Source organism: Frateuria soli (genome assembly GCF_021117385.1).
GTDB lineage: Bacteria > Pseudomonadota > Gammaproteobacteria > Xanthomonadales > Rhodanobacteraceae > Frateuria_A > Frateuria_A soli.
Genome location: NZ_CP088252.1, coordinates 3,471,022 through 3,488,520 on the forward strand (window position 1 = coordinate 3,471,022; position 17,499 = coordinate 3,488,520).

Consider the following 17,499-nt stretch of genomic DNA (forward strand, 5'->3'; position numbering starts at 1 on the left):
TTTTTCCTTCCACTTTCCATGTGAGTCTTCCAGTGTCCCACTTTGCTTCCGTTGAAATGGCTCCGGGCGATCCGATCCTCGGTCTTACCGAGGCCTACCTCGCCGACAAGCGTGCGCAGAAGGTCAACCTGGGCGTGGGCATCTATGTCGACGAGCAAGGCCACATCCCGCTGATGCGCGCGGTGCGCGAGGTGGAGCAGGCGCTCGCGGCGCAGGCCAAGCCGCGCGGCTACCTGCCGATCGACGGCCTGGCGGCCTATGACCTTTTGACCCAGGAACTGCTGTTCGGCGACGACTCGCCGTTGCTCGAGGCCGGCCGCGTGGCCACCGCGCAGACCATCGGCGGCAGCGGCGCGCTGCGCGTGGGCGCGGACCTGCTCAAGAAGGTGCTGCCGAAGGCGCGCATCGCGATCAGCAGCCCGAGCTGGGAAAACCACCGGGTGGTGTTCGGCAACGCCGGCTTCGAGATCGTCGACTACCGCTACTACGACGCCGCCACCCACGGCCTGGACTTCGCCGGCATGCTGGAGGACCTCGGCAGGCTCGAGCCGGGCAACGTGGTGCTGCTGCATGCCTGTTGCCACAACCCGACCGGCGTGGACCTCGATGCGCAGCAGTGGCAGCAGGTGGTCGACCTGGTCAAGGCGCGCGACCTGCTGCCATTCATCGACATCGCCTACCAGGGCTTCGACGAAGGCATCGACGCCGACGCCACGGCGATCCGCCTGTTCGCCGCCTCCGGCATCGAGGCATTCGTGGTGGCCAGTTCCTATTCGAAGTCGTTCTCGCTGTACGGCGAGCGCGTGGGCGCGCTGTCGATGGTCGGTGCCGACCGCGACGAGGCCCTGCGGCTGCGCGCCAAGATCAAGCAGACCATCCGTGCCAACTACTCCAGTCCCGCCACCCACGGCGGTGCGCTGGTCGCCGGCGTGCTGGGCAGCCCCGACCTGCGCGCGATGTGGGAGGCGGAGCTGGCCGGCATGCGCGAGCGCATCCACGCGATGCGCGCAGGGCTGGTCGAAAAGCTGGCCGCGCACGGCGCGCCGCAGTTCGCCTTCATCCAGCAGCAGGCCGGCATGTTCTCCTACTCGGGCCTGTCCCGCGCCCAGGTCGACCGCCTGCGCGAGGAGTACGGCATCTACGCGCTGGGCACCGGCCGCATCTGCGTGGCCGCGCTCAACCGCGGCAACCTCGACTACGTGGCCGAGGCCGTCGCGGCGGTGAGCCGCTAGCGCGCACGCGCAGGGCGAACCGCCCTCCCCGCAGGAGCCCACTTGTGGGCGATGCTCCGCAATCCCGGGGGACTGCCACCCCGGCACCCCAGGCAAACGTTTCCCAACCGGATACCCCATGTTCTTCCGCAACCTCACGCTGTTCCGCTTTTCCCCCGCCGTCGCCGAAGACCTCTCCCGCCTGGACGAAGCGCTCGGCGAGCACCGCCTGCGCCCGTGCGGCCCGCTGGAAATGTTCACCAAGGGCTTCGTGCCGCCGATCGGCCGCGGCGAGGAAGCCGCGCTCACCCACGCGGTCAAGCACTGCACCTGGGTTTCCGTCGGCGGCGAGGACAAGCTGCTGCCGGCCGCCGTGGTCAACGACGAACTGCACCGCCGCGTGCAGAAGATCGCCGAGGAAGAAGGCCGCAAGGTCGGCGGGCGCGAACGCAAGCGCATGAAGGAGGACCTGCTCAACGAACTGCTGCCGCGCGCGTTCGTGCGCAGCTCGCGCATGTCCGCCTACGTCGACCGCCAGCACGGCTGGCTGGTGCTGGACACCTCCAGCCGCAAGTCCGCCGAAAACGCGCTCACCCAGATGCGCGAGGCGCTGGGCAGCTTCCCGGCGGTGCCGCTGGCGCCGGAGGAAGGCCCGCGCGTACTGATGACCGACTGGCTCGCCAACGGCACCCTCCCGGCCGGCCTCAGCCTCGGCGACGAGGTCGAACTGCGCGACCCCGGCAGCAACACCGGCGCCATCGCCCGCTGCCGCCGGCAGGACCTGGAGAGCGAGGAAATCAAGGAACACCTGCGCAACGGCAAGCAGGTGTTCCAGCTGGGCCTGGTGTTCGACGACCGCATCAGTTTCGTGCTGGGCGAGGACCTGATCCTGCGCAAGCTCAAGCTGCTGGACGTGGTGACCGACGAACTGGCCGACAGCGCCCCCGACGCCGCCGCCGAACTGGACGCCCGCTTCGCCCTGTTCACGCTGGAAGTCGAGCGCCTGCTGGCCAAGCTGGAAGAGTGGTTCGGCCTGCCGCGCCCCAAGGACGCCTGACCCCCGCGGGGCGGCGGCGTTTCCCGCCCCCGCCCCGCACTGCCCTCCGCCCTTCGTAGGAGCCCACTCGTGGGCGATGCTCCTCCCCGAGAGCAAGAGCATCGCCCACAAACGCGCCCCGACAACCGCCGGCAGCGGCAGATGGTCAACGCCACGTGAACGCCGGCTCGAAACGGCGGTCTGACGCCATCCAACCCTTTCCTCACACCCCCCGTTGCAAGGTTATGCTCTACCGACGGGCTCGGACCATGGCAGCAGAACTTCAAGGCGATTGGCTGGAACTGGCAACGGCGAGCGGCAGCACGATCCGCGTGCTCAAGGCCGCGCATCCGCGCGCGCGGCGCCTGCGCCTGACGGTCACGCCCAAGGGCGCCCGGGTGTCCTATCCCAACGGCACCCACCCCTCGCAGGTCAGCGCCTTCCTGCGCAGCCATGCCGAGTGGCTGGAGCGCAAGCTCGACGAGCTCAACCTGATCATCAAACCGCTGCCGGCCCTGCGCGTGGGGCACGCGACCGAGTTCCCGCTGCGCGGCGAGACCGTCCTGCTGGACTGGGCCGAGGGCCCGTATCCGCGGGTGGAGTCCTTCGACGGTGGCCTGACCCTGGTAATCCCCCGCCCGCACACCCGCGCCCTGCCGGTCGCGCGCGGCCTGCTCGCCTCGCACTTCGAGGCGCAGATGCGCCGCGATGTCTCGCGCTGGATGGCCGGCTACGTGCCGCAACTCGGCCTGGCGCCCACCTCGCTGCGCATCCGCCCGATGAAGAGCCTGTGGGGCAGCCTGGACACGCGCGACCGCATCAACCTGGACCTCGCCCTCGCGCTGGCGCCGCCGGCCGCGCTGCGCTACGTGCTGGCGCACGAGCTGTGCCACCTCAAGGTGCGCAGCCATGCGCCGCGGTTCTGGGCCCTGGTTGCCACGCTGTTCCCCAACTGGCGCGAACAGCGCGACTGGCTGCGCGTCAACGGCGCCACGCTCAAAGCCGAGCTGGATCGCCTCGTCGCCGACGTCGCCGATTGACCCCGCTCCTCGCAGGAGCTCACTCGTGGGCGATGCTCCTGCCCTGAATCCCCATCCGGAGCATTGCCCACAACCGTGCTCCTGCCAGGCTTACCCCATGCGTGGCACTGCCCCGACGGACGGACTGTCGCCGCTCCGGCACGCTCCCATGCATGCCCGACTTTCCCACCGCCGGTCGCAGGGCCCTGCGCAAGGGCCGCGTGTCGCGCCATGGGCAGGTGTACCTGATCACCACGACAACCGCCTGTCGTCGGCCGCTGTTCGCAGCGGAGGGGCCTGCGCGAACCGCGTGTCTCGCGCTGACCGATCCGTCCAACCGCGCGGATGCCGCATTGCTCGCCTGGGTCCTGATGCCCGACCACTGGCATGGCCTGCTGCAACTGGGCGATGAACCGCTGGGCGGCGTGATCAATCGCCTCAAGGCCGGCGCCACCCGCGCACTACGCATGAAACACCTCGTGGAGGGCCCGGTCTGGGACCGGGGCTACCACGACCATGCGTTGCGCGCGGACGAAGACGTCCGCAACGCTGCCCGCTATCTGGTCGCCAACCCGCTGCGTGCCGGCCTGGCGACCCATGTCCTGGACTATCCCTACTGGAACGCCGTGTGGTTGTAGCGCGGGCCGCCAGTCTCCACAGGGGATGGCGACCCCAAACCACGCCCTCCGCAGGAGCCCACTCGTGGGCGATGCTCTCTGGCGCAGGCAGTGGTCATGGTGGGGCGGGTTCGAAGGGCATCGCCCACAAGTGGGCTCCCACAAGGATGGTGGCCAAACCGGCCGATCGCGCTCCTGCCCGGCGGCTGGCGCGCCAGCCAACCGCTCTCCGTAGGAGCCCACTCGTGGGCGATGCTCTCCGCCCCCAGACGCCGACCCTTGCACCGCTGGACCGCCCGCCAGGGTCACGGTGACCGCCGCGGCTATCGGGCCATCTGGTCGAAATTGGCCTCGAACAACTGTCCGTCGCGCTCGCTGGTCAATCCGTACAGCGAATACGCCCGGCGCAGCATCGCGCCGCCATCGCGGGTGAGCGGCTGCCACATCACCTCGGCGCTGCCGGGGGAGGACTTGGACAGCATCAGATCGAACGGCACCGCGATGTAGATGCCCTTGTCGAAACTGCCTTCGCCGAACTGCCGTTGCGAGACGTTGGTGAAGGTGGCATAGGCCCCCATGCGCACGCCGTTGTCGAACGAGCGCGACAGGTCCAGCGTGCCGCCCCAGTCGCCGGCCAGGTAGCGGCCCAGGCTGACGGTGGCCAGCACGTGGTCGATGCCGGTGTCGACGTAGGCGGTCAGGTGGCCGGTCAGCACGTGGTAATCGCGCAGGCCGAAATGCTGGGCGAAGCCGCGCTGGCGCACCCAGTTGACGTTGCCGCCCAGCGCCCAGCGCTGTCCGAGCGGGCGGTACAGCAGCTCGCCGCCCACACCCGCGTACATGCTCTCCAGGTAGCCGGCGTAGGCCATCCCGTAGAGATCCTTGCCCAGCCGCCTGGCGGTGTTGAGCTGCAGGTTGCCCAGGTTGTAGCGCGAAGTGGTCAGGTACTCGCGCTGCCAGGTGCGCACGCGCGGCAGGTCGGACGGCGCGTCGTAACGGAAGCGGTCGTAGTTGTTGAGCAGGTTGACGTCGAACTGCCCGCTCACCCAGGTATGGCGGGAAAGGCGATAGTCGGCGCCGTAGCTTGCGAACACCTGGTAGAGGATGAACGCATCGGGCCCGCCCACGGTCTGCGCCAGGCCCAGCCCCACGCTGCCGGTGTAGCGCTCCAGTGGCGCGCGGTAGAGCACGGTGCCGCCGGCCGGCGCGGGCGCTTCGCGCACCACGCTGCGGCGGAAATCGTCCGGCGCCAGGTCGTGTGAGAGGAACTCTCCGAACGGGCCGCGGTGCACGCTGGTCTGCACCACCGGCATGCCCTCGCTGGTCGAAACCAGCGTCAGCCAGTCGATGTCCGGGGCCACGGCGGCGTCGAGCACGCGCGCGGTGCGCCCGACCGTCCTGGCCGGGTTGTAGTAGCGCATCGGCTCGCCCGTGACCACCAGCTCGCGACCGTCGCGGCGGATGCTCTCCACCTGCACGCCCGCGTTGTCGGCCAGCTGCGCGCTGACCTGCGCCCAGTCGGCTTGCCCGCGACGAGCGGCCGGCGTGCCGGCGCGCGATGGCGCGGGCGGATCGAGCAGCTTGGGCGGGCCCTTGGCGCGCGCCAGGTTGGTGTGCAGCGTGAGCCCGAACATGGCCGTGTTGCCGCGCTCCCAGCCCAGGCTCAGGTCCACGGCGCGCGACAGCCGGTAAGCCACGCCCAGGTTCAGGCGCGTGCGCTGCGGCTGCCGGTTGTCCTGCGGCTCGTGGCGGTAGTCGTTGCCCTCGTACTCCAGCTTCAGCCGCCAGCGGTCGCCAGGCAGGCGGTATTCCACGCCGCCGAACAGCGCCGCGCGGCCGCGGAAGTAGTTGGAGTTGAAGTCGCCCACCGCGCCGTTGTCCACCGGCGGGCGGTGGCGGAAGCGGTCATCCAGCACGCCCAGCGGGTTGGCGATGTCGCCCGCCGCGCCGAGGTAGCCCCAGCCCAGCCCGAGGCTCACGTCGAAGCGGTCCAGCCGCTTGCTGGCCACCACGTACTCGCCGGAGAACAGCCCGGTGCCGCCGATGTCGTGCGCGCCCAGCGCGAGCGACGGCAGCCAGTGGCTCTCCTGCCAGAGGCGCAGCTTCAGGTCGATCGCCTTGTCCTTGTAGTGCTGGCGACCACTGAACGACGGCGCGCCGTAGTAGCGGTTGGTGATGTTGGTGTAGCGGAAGCTTCCCTCCAGCCAGTCCAGCGGCTGCAGGGTGAAGGTGAAGCGCGTATACGGCGCCACGCGGCTGGCGGTGAGGCCGACTTCGCCGGCATCGTTCATGCGCGCGGTCGGGGTCTGCAGCAGGCCGGCGCCGCCGAAGTCGCTGGACGTATAGCCGTCCGTCCAGCCGGTGGCGACCGGCACCTCCTGCGCCTGCGCGGCGGACGCGGCCAGCAGCGGCAGCAGGCACAGATAGAGGCGCCGCCGCGTCACGGTTGCGCCTCCGGCAACGGCTGGGTCGCCAGCCACTGCGCGAGCTGGTCGTTGAGGAGCGGATCGACCTTCGCCGCGGCGGCCTGGCGGATGGGCACGTACAGCACCGCGCCGGGCGCCAGCGGCTGCGGCCCGGCCCGGTTCCACAGCGCCACGCCCAGGCGTTCGACCGTGCCGTCCGGCTGGATCGCGTAGAGCCAGTCGGCGTCGGCGCCGGGGGCGAGCGGGCAGTCGTCGAGGTAAGCGGCGGCGTCCCGCAGGGGCTCGTGCGGCAGGCGGCAATCGTGCGCCACGGCACCGGTCACCCGCACGGTGGCGGGGCGCGCGGGAAACAGCACCCGGTCGCCCTCGGCCAGGAGGTGGTTCTGCGGGGACAGCTCCAGCGGACGGGGATCGAGCAACGCTCCGCGGGCACGGCCGGTCACCGGCAGCGCCCGCACCATGTCGGCCAGCCGGCGTGCCACCGCCTGCAGCCGGTCGTCGCCAGCCAGGCCCGCCTCGCCGGCGAGCACGTCCAGGTCGTACAGCACGCCGGCCTTCAGCCGGCGCTGCGCGGGTTCGAGCGAGGGCCGCAGCCAGGCGGCGCCCAGCACGTAGGCATCCGGCCGGGGATCGGCGGCAAGCAGGGCATCGGCCAGCCGCGCGCCTTCCGGCAGCACCTGCGTGCCCGGATGCGCGACGCGGCCCTGCACCTCCACCGTCGCGGCGTGCGCCGGCATGGCCAGGCACGCCGCAACCGCGCACGCCCGACCCCACGCCGCCAGCCGTCCCCTGGAAGGCGGCGCGGCGGATGGCATGCGCGAGGCGTCGCCCACGCGCGGGCGGCGGCGGAATTTCACGATCATGGGTAAGGGCGCAGCATGGTCAGGGTCAGCGTGGCGCCCCCGGGCAGCGTCTGGCGGGTCTTGCGCACGCGGCCGTCGGCAGGATCGACCCAGTAGCGGTTATCGGCCTGCCAGCCCATGCCCGGCGCGTCCACGTGCTCGTCGATCCGCCTCAGCACATGCGGCTCGCCGAGGATCTGCACGGTCTCCAGCGGTCCGGGCGACAGGCGCGAGTGCAGGCGCACGCCGTAGCGATAACCGGGCGACAGGTCGACTCGCCGTGTCGTGCTCGCCGGCACGGCCAGTTGCTGCAACCCCGCCAGGAACGGGCTGCCGGCGGGCAGTCCGGTGCCCTCGACGTTCGCGCCGCGCATGCCCGAGCTCTTCACCAGCAGCCCGTGGCGCAGGAACAGGATCACCCCGTCGCCGCTGTACCACGCTTCCCGGTCGCCATCGACGTTGCCCAGCACCAGCACCGCCGCGTGGCGGCCCTGGTCCACCTGCATCTGGTAGTACGGCCGGGCCAGTACCTCCTCGGGCGAGGGCAGGGCGGGCGAGGGGTGCGCGACGCGCCGCGCGGTCTCGGCCACGCCCTTGGCCCAGTCCGAGCAGCCGCCCAGCAGCAGGGCGGCCACGAGCACGCTGGAGCGGACGGCCAGCCGCGCGGCCATGCCCACGATCATTGCGCGATGCTGTTACGCGCGGCGGCGGACTGGTTGAGGATGGCCGACAGCGGCAGCAACTGGCTGAGCAGGCGGTTCCAGCGCGTGACGCCGGCGGCGCCCACGTACACCACGTCGCCCGGCTGCAGCTTGAAGTTGTCGGCCAGCACCAGCGCGCTGGGCGAGCTGGCGTCGAGCTGGTAAACCGTCGCCGGCGCCTTTTCCAGGTCGGCCACGCCGCGGATCACGTACACCGCGCGACCCTTGGAGGTCCGCTGGTCCAAGCCGCCGCCCTGGCCCAGCGCCTGGGTCAGGCTCATGTCCGAGGTCTTGAAGGTGAGCGCGCGCGGCTGGTTCACCTCGCCCATCAGGTAAACCTGCTTGCGGTCGTTGTAGGCCAGGTAGATGTGGTCGCCGTCCTTGAGAAAGACGTCCGCCGGTCCGTACAGGCCATGGCGCATCGCGTCCAGGTCCAGGTGGTAGTCCACCCCGTCGCGCTGCAGCGTCAGGTCGGACAGGTCCGCCTGCGTGGTGTCGATCTGCGCCTTGCCCAGCGCCTCGGCCAGGGTCAGCGGCGTCACCGTGATCGGCTGCGTGCCGGTTTCGCGGAACGCCCCGTTGAGCCAGACGCGCTGGCTGGCGAACGCGATCACGTTGACGTCGATCTGCGGCTGCTGCACGTACTCGGCCAGCTTCCCGCTCAGCTTCCCGCGCACCTGGTCGAGGTCCAGGCCCGCCACGGTGACGTTGCCCACGTACGGGTAGTACAGCGTGCCATCCGGGCGCACCAGGCGGCCGTTGGCGTAGATCTGCTGCTGCGGACCGGAGGGCGCGGTGAGCTCGGGGTGGTCCCACACGGTGATGAACAGCACGTCGCCCGCGCCGATGCGATAGCGACCGGGGCGGTAGTCCAGCAACGCCTGCGGCACGGTGGCCGGCGTCGCGGCGGCGTTCTCCATCGCGATCAGTTTGGGGGTGATGGCGAGCAGCCGGACCCGGCTGTTCGCTTCATCCTGGCGATCGACATCCATGTGCTGGCCGGGCGCAAGCGCGCAGCCGCCCAGCAGGGCCAGGCATACCAGCAGCCCTGCGGCCGAGAATCTGCTCATCGGAAAACCACTTCGAAAGGCATGAAAAACCAGGCGCGCAGCCGAAGGCCGCACGCAGCGTCAGCGCGAAACCGCGGTCAGTGGGCGGGGGTGGTCCCGGTCGTGCCGCCGCCGCCGTGGCAGTGGCAGTCCTTGTCATGCTTGCCGCCGCCGCTGGCGCCGACCAGAAGCGCCACGGCGATACCGCCCGCCAGCAGGCTCAATTCCACCGTTTCCATGTCCACGCCCGAACCGACCGCCTGGCGGGTGCCGGCCACCTTCGGCTTGGAGGGCTTGGCGGGCTTGGCCGGCTTCTCCGGCTTGGCGGACTGGGCCGGCGCCTGGGCGGCCTGCAACATCAGCGGCTGCGCGGCCAGCGCCACCGCCAGAAGGGTGCAAAGTGCAATTTTCATCCTGGAATCCCCTTTGACAGCGGGAACCATGGCGCTCGTCCTGCAGAGGCAGGATCGGGCCGGGGGTCCCCGCGTGGCGGCGATTATAGGCACACACGCAGGCGTTTTGCCGAGTGCATCACAGACCCGCAGGCTCCAGCCTGCTTGACCCGCCCGCCACGCCTCGCTAAGTTCACGCTCTCTTGACAAGCGGCTGCTGCACGCGGTCGTGCCCATCCGGGGCCGACACCGCGCCTCCTCTCCTTACGACGCCGCTTGAGGTTGTCGATCGTGTTCGAAAGGATTCTCGTCGTCTGCATCGGCAACATCTGCCGCAGTCCCACAGTGGAATATCTGCTGCGCCACCGGCTGGGCGATCGTCCGATCCAGGTGACCTCCGCCGGCCTGGGCGCGCTGGTGGGGCATCCGATCGACCCGCTCGCCGGTGAACTGCTGGCCGAGCACGGCATCGACGCCTCCGCCCATCGCGCGCGCCAGCTCGAGGACCAGGATCTCATCGACGCCGACCTGATCCTGGTGATGCAGCGCGCGCACCTGTCCACGCTGGCCAAGCGCTCGCCCCATGCGGTGGGCCGCACCTTCCTGCTCGGCAAGTGGCAGGACGACCGCGAAGTGCCCGACCCCTACCGGCAGCAGCGTCCCGCTTTCGAGCACGTGTACCGGCTGATCGACGAAGGCGTCGACAGCTGGCTGCGCCGTCTTCAGTAATCCGCATTCCTGCCGAAGTACCGCCATGAACCAGCCTACCCATGCCGCCCCCCTCGTAGACGACGGCGACGAGATCGACCTGCGCGAACTGTTCGGCATCCTGCTCGACCACAAGTGGCTGATCGCCGCGGTCACTGGCCTGTTCCTGCTGTGCAGCCTGGGCTACGCGCTGCTCGCCGCACCGGTGTACCAGGCCAACGCGATGGTGCAGGTGGAGCAGAAGATGCCCACCCTGCCGGGCCTGTCGGACCTCTCCGAACTGGCCGGCGACAGCGCACCGGAGGCGGTCACCGAGATCGCCCTGATGACCTCGCGCATGGTCGTGGGCAAGGTGGTCGACGACCTGCACGCGACGGTGAGTGCCGAACCCGAACGCCTGCCGCTGTTCGGCGGCTTCATCGCGCGCCACTACAAGCCGGCCGCGCCGGGCGACGTGGCCGGTGCCTGGCTGGGGCTGGACCGCTACGACTTCGGCGGCGCCCGGCTCGAGATCACCACGTTCGACCTGCCCGCCTCGCTGGTCGCCACCGAACTTGCCCTGGTCGCCGACGATGCGCCGGGCCATTACCGCCTCTACGACGAGGACGACAACCTGCTGCTGCGCGGCAAGGTCGGCGAGCCGGCGCAGGACCATGGCGTCACGCTGCTGGTCAAGACGCTCGCCGCGCATCCCGGCCAGCGCTTCGCCGTGGTCGAGACCCCGCGCCTGCGCACCATCAGCAACGTGCAGCAGACGATCTCGGCCAGCGAGCAAGGCAAGGACTCCGGCATCATCGCGGTCAGCTACCAGGACACCGACCCGGCCCGCGCCACCGCGGTGCTCGACGCGGTGGTCGACCAGTACGTGCACCAGAACGTGGCCCGCGCCTCGGCCGAAGCGGCCAACAGCCTGGAATTCGTCAAGCAGCAGTTGCCGCAGATCCACCAGCACCTGAAGCAGGCCGAGGACGCGCTGGCCGCCTACCAGACCAAGGTCAGCACCGCCGACATCAGCCTGCAGACCAAGGGGCTGCTGGACCAGGTCGTGGCGGTGGACACCGGCCTGTCCGACCTCAAGCTGCAGCAGGCCGAAGTGCAGGGCAAGTTCACCGCCAAGCACCCGGCCTACCACGCGCTGATGGTGCAGATCGACGACCTCAGCGCCAAGAAGAACAGGCTGGAAAAAGAGATCAACCAGCTGCCCGACACCCAGCAGGGTCTGCTGCGGCTGATGCGCGACGTGCAGGTCACCACCCAGACCTACACCGAGATGCTCGGCCAGGCGCAGCAGCTTTCCATCGCGCAGGCCGGCACCGTCGGCAACGCGCGCATCATCGACCACGCCCAGGTCGACGTGACCCAGCCGGTCAAGCCGAAGAAGGCCGTGGTGGTGCTCGGCGGCACCATGCTCGGCGGCTTCCTGGCGGTGGCCTTCGTGTTCATCCGCCACATGCTCAACCCCGCGCTGGAAGACCCCGCCGAGATCGAGCAGCTGGGCATGGCGGTGTTCGCCTCGGTGCCGCACAGCGAGCAGCAGGAACAGGTGCTGCAACTGCCCGAGCGCCGCCGCCGGCTGTTGCCGGTTGCCGAGGAGCGGCGCGTCTACAAGGGCCCCAAGCGGGTGCGTCTGCTGGCCATGGAAGACCCGGCCGACCTGGCCATCGAAGCCATGCGCAGCCTGCGCACCGCGCTGCACTTCGCCGCCCTGGAAGCGAAGAACAACGTGCTGATGATCGCCGGCGCCAGCCCCGGCGCCGGCAAGACCTTCGTCTCGTCCAACCTCGCCGCGGTCATCGCCCAGTCCGGCCAGCGCGTGCTGCTGATCGACGCCGACATGCGCCGCGGCATGCTGCACCACGTGCTCGGCCGCAGCTCCGGCCCCGGCCTGTCCGAGCTGCTGGCCGGCCGCGCCGAACCGGCCCAGGCGATCCACGCCACGCCGATCGAGGGCCTGAGCTTCATCGCCCGCGGCCACGCCCCGCCGAACCCGTCGGAACTGCTCATGCGGCCGGCCTTCGGCGCGCTGGTCAGGCAGCTCTCGGCGCAGTACGACCTGGTGATCATCGACACCCCGCCGGTGCTGGCCGTGACCGACGCCGTGATCGTCGGCAGCTACGCCGCCACCAGCCTGCTGGTGGTGCGCTTCGGCCACAACCAGGCGCGCGAAGTGACCCTGGCGCAGCAGCGCTTCGAACAGAACCGCGTACGCCTGCAGGGCGCCATCTTCAACGCCGTCCAGCGCCGCGCCACCGGCTACTACGCCTACGGCTACTACAAATACGACCACGTCCCCGAACCCGAACCCGCCTGACCAAAACCCGTAGGAGCCCACTCGTGGGCGATGCCCTTCGCAAGCCCCGGGAAAAAACATCGCCCACAAGTGGGCTCCTACCGGGTTCCGGCCCAACAGCGCGAGGAATCCGAAGGCACGACGCCCACCACCACCCCGCCGCCCGCCACCAGCAACCACCAATACGACCAAGTCCGACCGAAACCCCGTAGGAGCCCACTCGTGGGCGATGCCCTTCGCAAGCCCCGGGGAAAAAACATCGCCCACAAGTGGGCTCCTACCGGGTCCACGGCCACAGCGCGAGGAATCCGAAGGCATGACGCCCACCACCACTCCGCCGCCCGCCACCAGCTACCACCAATACGACCAAGTCCTGACCGAAACCCCGTAGGAGCCCACTTGTGGGCGATGCCCTTCGCAAGCCCCGGAAAAAAGCATCGCCCACAAGTGGGCTCCTACCGGGTTCCGGGCCAGAGGAATCCGAAGGCATGACGCCCACCACCACCCCGCCGCCCGCCACCAGCTACCACCAATACGACCAAGTCCTGACCGAAACCCCGTAGGAGCCCACTCGTGGGCGATGCCCTTCGCAAGCCCCGGGAAAAAAACATCGCCCACAAGTGGGCTCCTACCGGGTTCAGGGCCAGAGGAATCCGATGGCATGACGCCCACCACCACTCCGCCGCCCGCCACCAGCAACCACCAATACGACCAAGTCCTGACCGAAACCTCGTAGGAGCCCACTTGTGGGCGATGCCCTTGGTCAAGCCCCGGGAAAAAAAACATCGCCCACAAGTGGGCTCCTACCGGGTTCAGGGTCAACAGCGCCACGCACGCGCCAGGAATCCGACGGCATGACGCCAACCACCGCTCCGACGCCCGCCGACAGCCCCGCCTCCGGCAGCCGCTCCCTCGCCCTGGCCGGCCTGCTCGCGCTCGGCCACTGCATCGCCTTCGCCGACCGCAATCTTCCTGGCGTCGCCGCCCCGTTGCTCAAGCGTGACCTCGGACTGACCGATTCCGAACTCGGCCTGCTGATGGGTCCGGCCTTCGCCGTGCTCTACGCCGCCGGCATGCTGCTGACCCTGCCGATGGCCCACTCGCCGCGCCGCTTCCGCCTGCTCGCCGGCTGCGTCGCGACCTGGGCGCTGGGCATGGTCGGCTTCGCGCTGGCCGGGAGCTTCGCGGGCCTGCTCGCCGCGCGCGCGCTGGTCGGGCTGGGGCAGGCCGCCTTCGTGCCGCTGGCGCTGGGCCTGATCGTGGAGGACGCCGCACCGCGCTGGCGTGCACGCTCCATGGCCATCTTCACCGCCGGCTCGGCGATCGGGCGCAGCGTCGCGCTGCTGCTCGGCGGCCTGTTGCTGGCCCTGCTGGCGAACTGGGGGCCGTCGCTGGGCCTGGCGCACTGGCGGCTGATGTTCCTGGCCATGACCGTGCCCAACGTGATCCTCATCGTGGCGCTGCTGCGCTGCCGTGAGCGTCCGCCGCAGTCGCAGGCGCCGGTCGCCAGCCTCTCGCAGATCGTCGGCTGGCTGCGCCGGCGCCCGCTGCTGGCGGTGCTCTATCTGTACGGCGCCGGTGGCAGCGTGCTGGTGGTGCAGACCATCGGCGCGTGGGCGCCCTCCGTGCTCAACCGCGAACAGGGCCTGCTGCCGGCCACCGCCGCGCTGGCCTTCGGCGCGCTGCTGCTCGTCGCCTCGCCGCTGGGCCACCTGCTCGCCGGTTCGCTGGTGGATACCCGCCGCCGCCTGACCCCCACCGCCATCGTCGCCGGTGGCCTGCTGCTGGCCCTGCCGCTGCTGTGGGCGCTGCCGCTGGCCGACTCGGCCGGCGCCGCCAGCGTGATGATGGCGCTCATTTCGCTGGCCAGCGGGTGCGCCGCGGTGGCTGCGCTGGCCGGGCTGCCGGCGATGCTGCCGGCCTCGTTGCGCGCGACCGCCGTGCGCCTGTTCCTGGTCTACATCACGGTGACCGGCGTGGGGCTGGGGCCGTTCCTCGCCGGCGTGGTCAGCGACGGAATGGGGCAGGGCGGTCGCGGCCTGTCCTTGGCCTTGCGGCTGGTCTGTGCGAGCGTGGCGCTGTCCGCCGCCGTCGCCGCCTGGCTGGGGCGCAACGGCTGGCGCCAGGCCGCGGAGGAGGCCACTGCATGAACCCGATGGTCGATTTCGACAGCGCCGAGCATCCCTACGACGAGCGCTTCGCCAAATACCGCGAGCTGTTCGCGCAGGGCTCCGACGTCGAGCGCACCGACGACCCGTTCCACGCCCGCATCCGCGGCTGGCGGATGGATCGCAGCCTGCTGTTCGTGCGCGAATACGGCGGCGTGCGCCACCTGCGCAAGGAACGCGTCGCGCGCGACGGCTTCGACCATTTCGTCCTGCATCACGTGGTCAGCGGAGAGCTCGTCGGCGGCTCGCCCGAGCGTCCGGTGCGCGTCCTCCCCGGCGAGACGCTGCTGCTGGACACCTGCTGCCCCATGCTCGCCGGGTCGCGCAATGTCGCCCTGGTCACGGTCAGCCTGGCCCGTGAAGCGATGCGTGCCGCCGCCGGCAACCTCGAGGGCCTGCACGGCCGCAAGATCAGCGCACGCGATGGCGCGCTGCTCACCGCGCTGCTGCGCACCCTGGCCGAGCAGGCCCCGATCTTGTCTCCGGGCGCCCAGCCCGCGGCCACGCGGGCGCTGGTCGACCTGCTGTCGGTCGCGACCAATCCGTTCGGCATGGGTGCGCGCTCGGACTACTACCGGCTCGAATACGCCCGCCGCGAGGCGGTGTTGCGCGTCATCGACGCGCGCCTGGCCGACCGCGACTTCGGCATCGACGACCTCGTGCGTGAAGTGGGCATCTCGCGCGCCAGCCTCTACCGCCTCTTCGAAGACCAGGGCGGCGTCGCCAACTTCATCAAGCTGCGCCGGCTGCGGCACCTGCGCGACCGGCTGGACAACCGCGCCTTCGACGCCCAGCCGCTGTCGGTGCTGGCCCCGCAATCGGGCTTCGCCGGCGAAAGCCACGCCAGCCGGCTGTTCAAGAAGGCGTTCGGCATCTCCCCCGGCGCCTACCGCACCGCCAGCATCCGCAGCACCATGGAACAGGACGTCGAAATCATGGTCCGCCGCTGGGCCAACAGCATGTCCGAAATCACCCACCGCTCCTGACCCAAGCCCCCGTAGGAGCCCACTCGTGGGCGATGCCCTCCCCCCGGCACCCAAACAAGCCCAAGCCCCACACCCCAAACCCCCCATCCCCACCGTCCAACAACCCCGCCCCCGACAGACAAACCCTCCTGTCCAGCCTGCTCAATTCTGCGACATGCGGACATGGCGGCTTCACGTCACATAGACGTAGCCTTCCGCGGTACGGGGGAAATCGCAGATGTACGAATGGATCAGGTCCCGCCGCCCGCAGTCAGGGCGGGGACCTACCGCGCCCGCTTCGCGGCGCGGCACAGGAAGAGCCAGGGGACCCTGCACGGGCGCCGCGGAAAGCGTGTGCCCGTGCAGCTCCGACTCACTCGCGCGGGCAATGGAAACCGCCTCGCCGTGGGTCCCGACGCGTCTGATCGACTCTGCCGGAACCGTGCACCGCGAACGATGCCTCAGGCAATCGTCGCGACGCGTAGTGCTCGACGTAGGAAACCAGATTCGCCCGTCTTCGACTGTGAGGACGGTCACGCCCCAGACAAGGAAGAGCCCGCTCGGGACCAAGGAAGTTCCATGTTGCTGACCGCCCACCCCCTCTCCCGCCCGCACCCGGAAAGCGCCTTCCTGTCGCGCTACGCCGCACTGCTGGACATCCTGCTGCGCGTGGGCGACATCGCCATCGTGGTGGGCACCGCCGTGCTGTGCCACCGGTTGCGGCTGGGCGAGTGGGCCATGGCCGCGCCGTACCCGGTGGCGGTGCTGGTGGCCGTGCTGCTGGTGCTGATCGTGTTCCCGATGTGCGGCATCTACCGCAGCTGGCGCGGCGAGAGCCTGGCATCGGAATCCCTGCGCCTGGCCGCCGCATGGCTCGGCGTGATCGTGCTGCTCACCGTGCTCAACGCCGCAGTGAAATACGCCGACGACTTCTCGCGCCTGTGGGCCGCCGGCTGGATCGCCGGCACCCCGCTGCTGCTGTGCCTGCACCGCTGGACCGCGCGCTACGCCATCGGCCGCCTGCGCGCGCTGGGCCTGGACACCCGCAGCGTGGTGCTGGTCGGCAGCACCCCGGCCGGCAAGCGCATCCTGGAGGCGACCCGCAAGAGCCCGTGGATGGGCCTCAACGTCGAGGGCTACGTCACCACGCCCTACGACCACGAACCCGACCTCGCGCTGCCGTGCGTGGGCGACCTCGACCACTTTCTCGCCCGGCTGCGCGACCACGCCCCCGACCAGATCTGGGTCGCGCTGCCGATGCGCGCCGAGGCGCTGATCGCGCGCCTGATGGAAGCGACCGCCGACATCCCTACCACCGTGCGGCTGGTGCCGGACATGTTCGGCTACGAACTGATCAACCACCATGCCGGCAACGTCGCCGGCGTGCCGGTGATCACCCTGCGCGGCAGCCGCGTCGTTGGTCATGCGCGGGTGATCAAGGCGGTCGAGGATCGCGTGCTCGCGGCGCTGTTTCTGCTGCTGCTCGCCCCGCTGATGCTGCTCATCGCGGTGGCCGTCAAATTTAGCTCGCCCGGTCCGATCATTTATCGACAAGAGCGCCACGGCCTCGGCGGCAAGGAAATCGAGGTGTGGAAGTTCCGCTCGATGCGCGTGCATCAGGAAGACGAGGGCAAGATCACCCAGGCCACCAGGGATGACGCGCGCGTCACCGCCGTCGGCCGCTTCCTGCGCCGCTCCAGCCTCGACGAGCTCCCGCAGTTCATCAACGTCCTGCAGGGCCGCATGTCGATCGTCGGCCCGCGCCCACACGCGCTCGCGCACAACCGCCAGTACAGCGAACAACTGCGCGGGTACATGCAGCGCCACGGCACCAAGCCGGGCATCACCGGCCTAGCGCAAGTCAGGGGTTTTCGAGGCGAGACCAATACGTTGGATAAGATGGCCAGTCGCGTTGAGCTGGACATTCTCTATATCAACAGGTGGACCCCGTGGTTGGATCTAAAAATCATTTTGCTAACGCCAGTTGCGTTGCTCAAAAGCACCAACGCCTATTAGCACCTACGCTCTAAGCCACAAAAGCTCACTTATGGAAGGCGCGGTGGCTAACGCGGGTG

General features: G+C 69.9%; 14 protein-coding genes. 9 read left to right on the top strand and 5 right to left on the bottom strand.

What is annotated here, in order from left to right:
• The first annotated feature begins 32 nt into the window (after window positions 1-32).
• The 4 genes from LQ771_RS15885 to LQ771_RS15900 all read left to right on the top strand — a co-directional run bounded on the left by LQ771_RS15885 (window position 33) and on the right by LQ771_RS15900 (window position 3,904).
• A complete protein-coding gene (locus LQ771_RS15885) occupies window positions 33-1,232 on the top strand; it encodes an amino acid aminotransferase (protein WP_255674206.1) in 1,200 nt (399 codons plus the stop codon).
• Between the two features lie 118 nt (window positions 1,233-1,350).
• Window positions 1,351-2,268: a recombination-associated protein RdgC gene (locus LQ771_RS15890; RefSeq protein ID WP_231350349.1), complete on the top strand. Its 918-nt coding sequence runs from the start codon at window positions 1,351-1,353 to the stop codon at window positions 2,266-2,268.
• Between the two features lie 248 nt (window positions 2,269-2,516).
• Window positions 2,517-3,287, top strand: a complete 771-nt coding sequence (locus tag LQ771_RS15895; RefSeq protein WP_231350350.1) for a M48 family metallopeptidase — start codon at window positions 2,517-2,519, stop codon at window positions 3,285-3,287.
• A gap of 152 nt (window positions 3,288-3,439) precedes the next feature.
• Window positions 3,440-3,904 carry an REP-associated tyrosine transposase gene (locus LQ771_RS15900; protein WP_231350351.1) on the top strand — a complete coding sequence of 155 codons (465 nt, stop codon included), beginning with the start codon at window positions 3,440-3,442 and terminating at the stop codon, window positions 3,902-3,904.
• A 302-nt stretch (window positions 3,905-4,206) separates the two neighbouring features.
• Here LQ771_RS15900 and LQ771_RS15905 read toward each other — a convergent pair whose 3' ends face one another.
• From LQ771_RS15905 to LQ771_RS15925, 5 genes are all read right to left on the bottom strand, one after another.
• Window positions 4,207-6,327: a YjbH domain-containing protein gene (locus tag LQ771_RS15905; protein ID WP_231350352.1), complete on the bottom strand. Its 2,121-nt coding sequence runs from the start codon at window positions 6,325-6,327 to the stop codon at window positions 4,207-4,209.
• On the bottom strand, window positions 6,324-7,172 hold the full coding sequence (locus LQ771_RS15910; protein ID WP_231350353.1) for a capsule biosynthesis GfcC family protein: 849 nt from the start codon (window positions 7,170-7,172) through the stop codon (window positions 6,324-6,326). The genes LQ771_RS15905 and LQ771_RS15910 overlap by 4 nt, the downstream gene beginning before the upstream one ends.
• Window positions 7,169-7,834 (bottom strand): YjbF family lipoprotein, encoded by a 666-nt coding sequence (locus LQ771_RS15915; RefSeq protein ID WP_231350354.1) that lies wholly within the window; start codon window positions 7,832-7,834, stop codon window positions 7,169-7,171. Before LQ771_RS15915 ends, LQ771_RS15910 begins: the two co-directional genes overlap by 4 nt.
• On the bottom strand, window positions 7,831-8,922 hold the full coding sequence (locus tag LQ771_RS15920; protein WP_231350355.1) for a polysaccharide biosynthesis/export family protein: 1,092 nt from the start codon (window positions 8,920-8,922) through the stop codon (window positions 7,831-7,833). Before LQ771_RS15920 ends, LQ771_RS15915 begins: the two co-directional genes overlap by 4 nt.
• A gap of 77 nt (window positions 8,923-8,999) precedes the next feature.
• Window positions 9,000-9,314, bottom strand: coding sequence for a hypothetical protein (locus tag LQ771_RS15925; RefSeq protein ID WP_231350356.1), 315 nt, complete (start codon window positions 9,312-9,314; stop codon window positions 9,000-9,002).
• A gap of 270 nt (window positions 9,315-9,584) precedes the next feature.
• On the opposite strand from LQ771_RS15925, the gene LQ771_RS15930 reads away from it, so the two are divergent.
• From LQ771_RS15930 to LQ771_RS15950, 5 genes are all read left to right on the top strand, one after another.
• The gene (locus tag LQ771_RS15930; protein WP_231350357.1) at window positions 9,585-10,022 is read left to right on the top strand and encodes a low molecular weight protein-tyrosine-phosphatase; all 438 of its coding nucleotides are present in this window, start codon (window positions 9,585-9,587) and stop codon (window positions 10,020-10,022) included.
• Window positions 10,023-10,047: 25 nt separating this feature from the next.
• Window positions 10,048-12,312: a polysaccharide biosynthesis tyrosine autokinase gene (locus LQ771_RS15935; RefSeq protein ID WP_231350358.1), complete on the top strand. Its 2,265-nt coding sequence runs from the start codon at window positions 10,048-10,050 to the stop codon at window positions 12,310-12,312.
• Between the two features lie 833 nt (window positions 12,313-13,145).
• A complete protein-coding gene (locus LQ771_RS15940) occupies window positions 13,146-14,441 on the top strand; it encodes an MFS transporter (RefSeq protein WP_231350359.1) in 1,296 nt (431 codons plus the stop codon).
• Window positions 14,438-15,445, top strand: coding sequence for a helix-turn-helix domain-containing protein (locus LQ771_RS15945; protein WP_231350360.1), 1,008 nt, complete (start codon window positions 14,438-14,440; stop codon window positions 15,443-15,445). The genes LQ771_RS15940 and LQ771_RS15945 overlap by 4 nt, the downstream gene beginning before the upstream one ends.
• Before the next feature lie 558 nt (window positions 15,446-16,003).
• Window positions 16,004-17,440 carry an undecaprenyl-phosphate glucose phosphotransferase gene (locus LQ771_RS15950; protein WP_231350361.1) on the top strand — a complete coding sequence of 479 codons (1,437 nt, stop codon included), beginning with the start codon at window positions 16,004-16,006 and terminating at the stop codon, window positions 17,438-17,440.
• Window positions 17,441-17,499 lie beyond the last annotated feature (59 nt).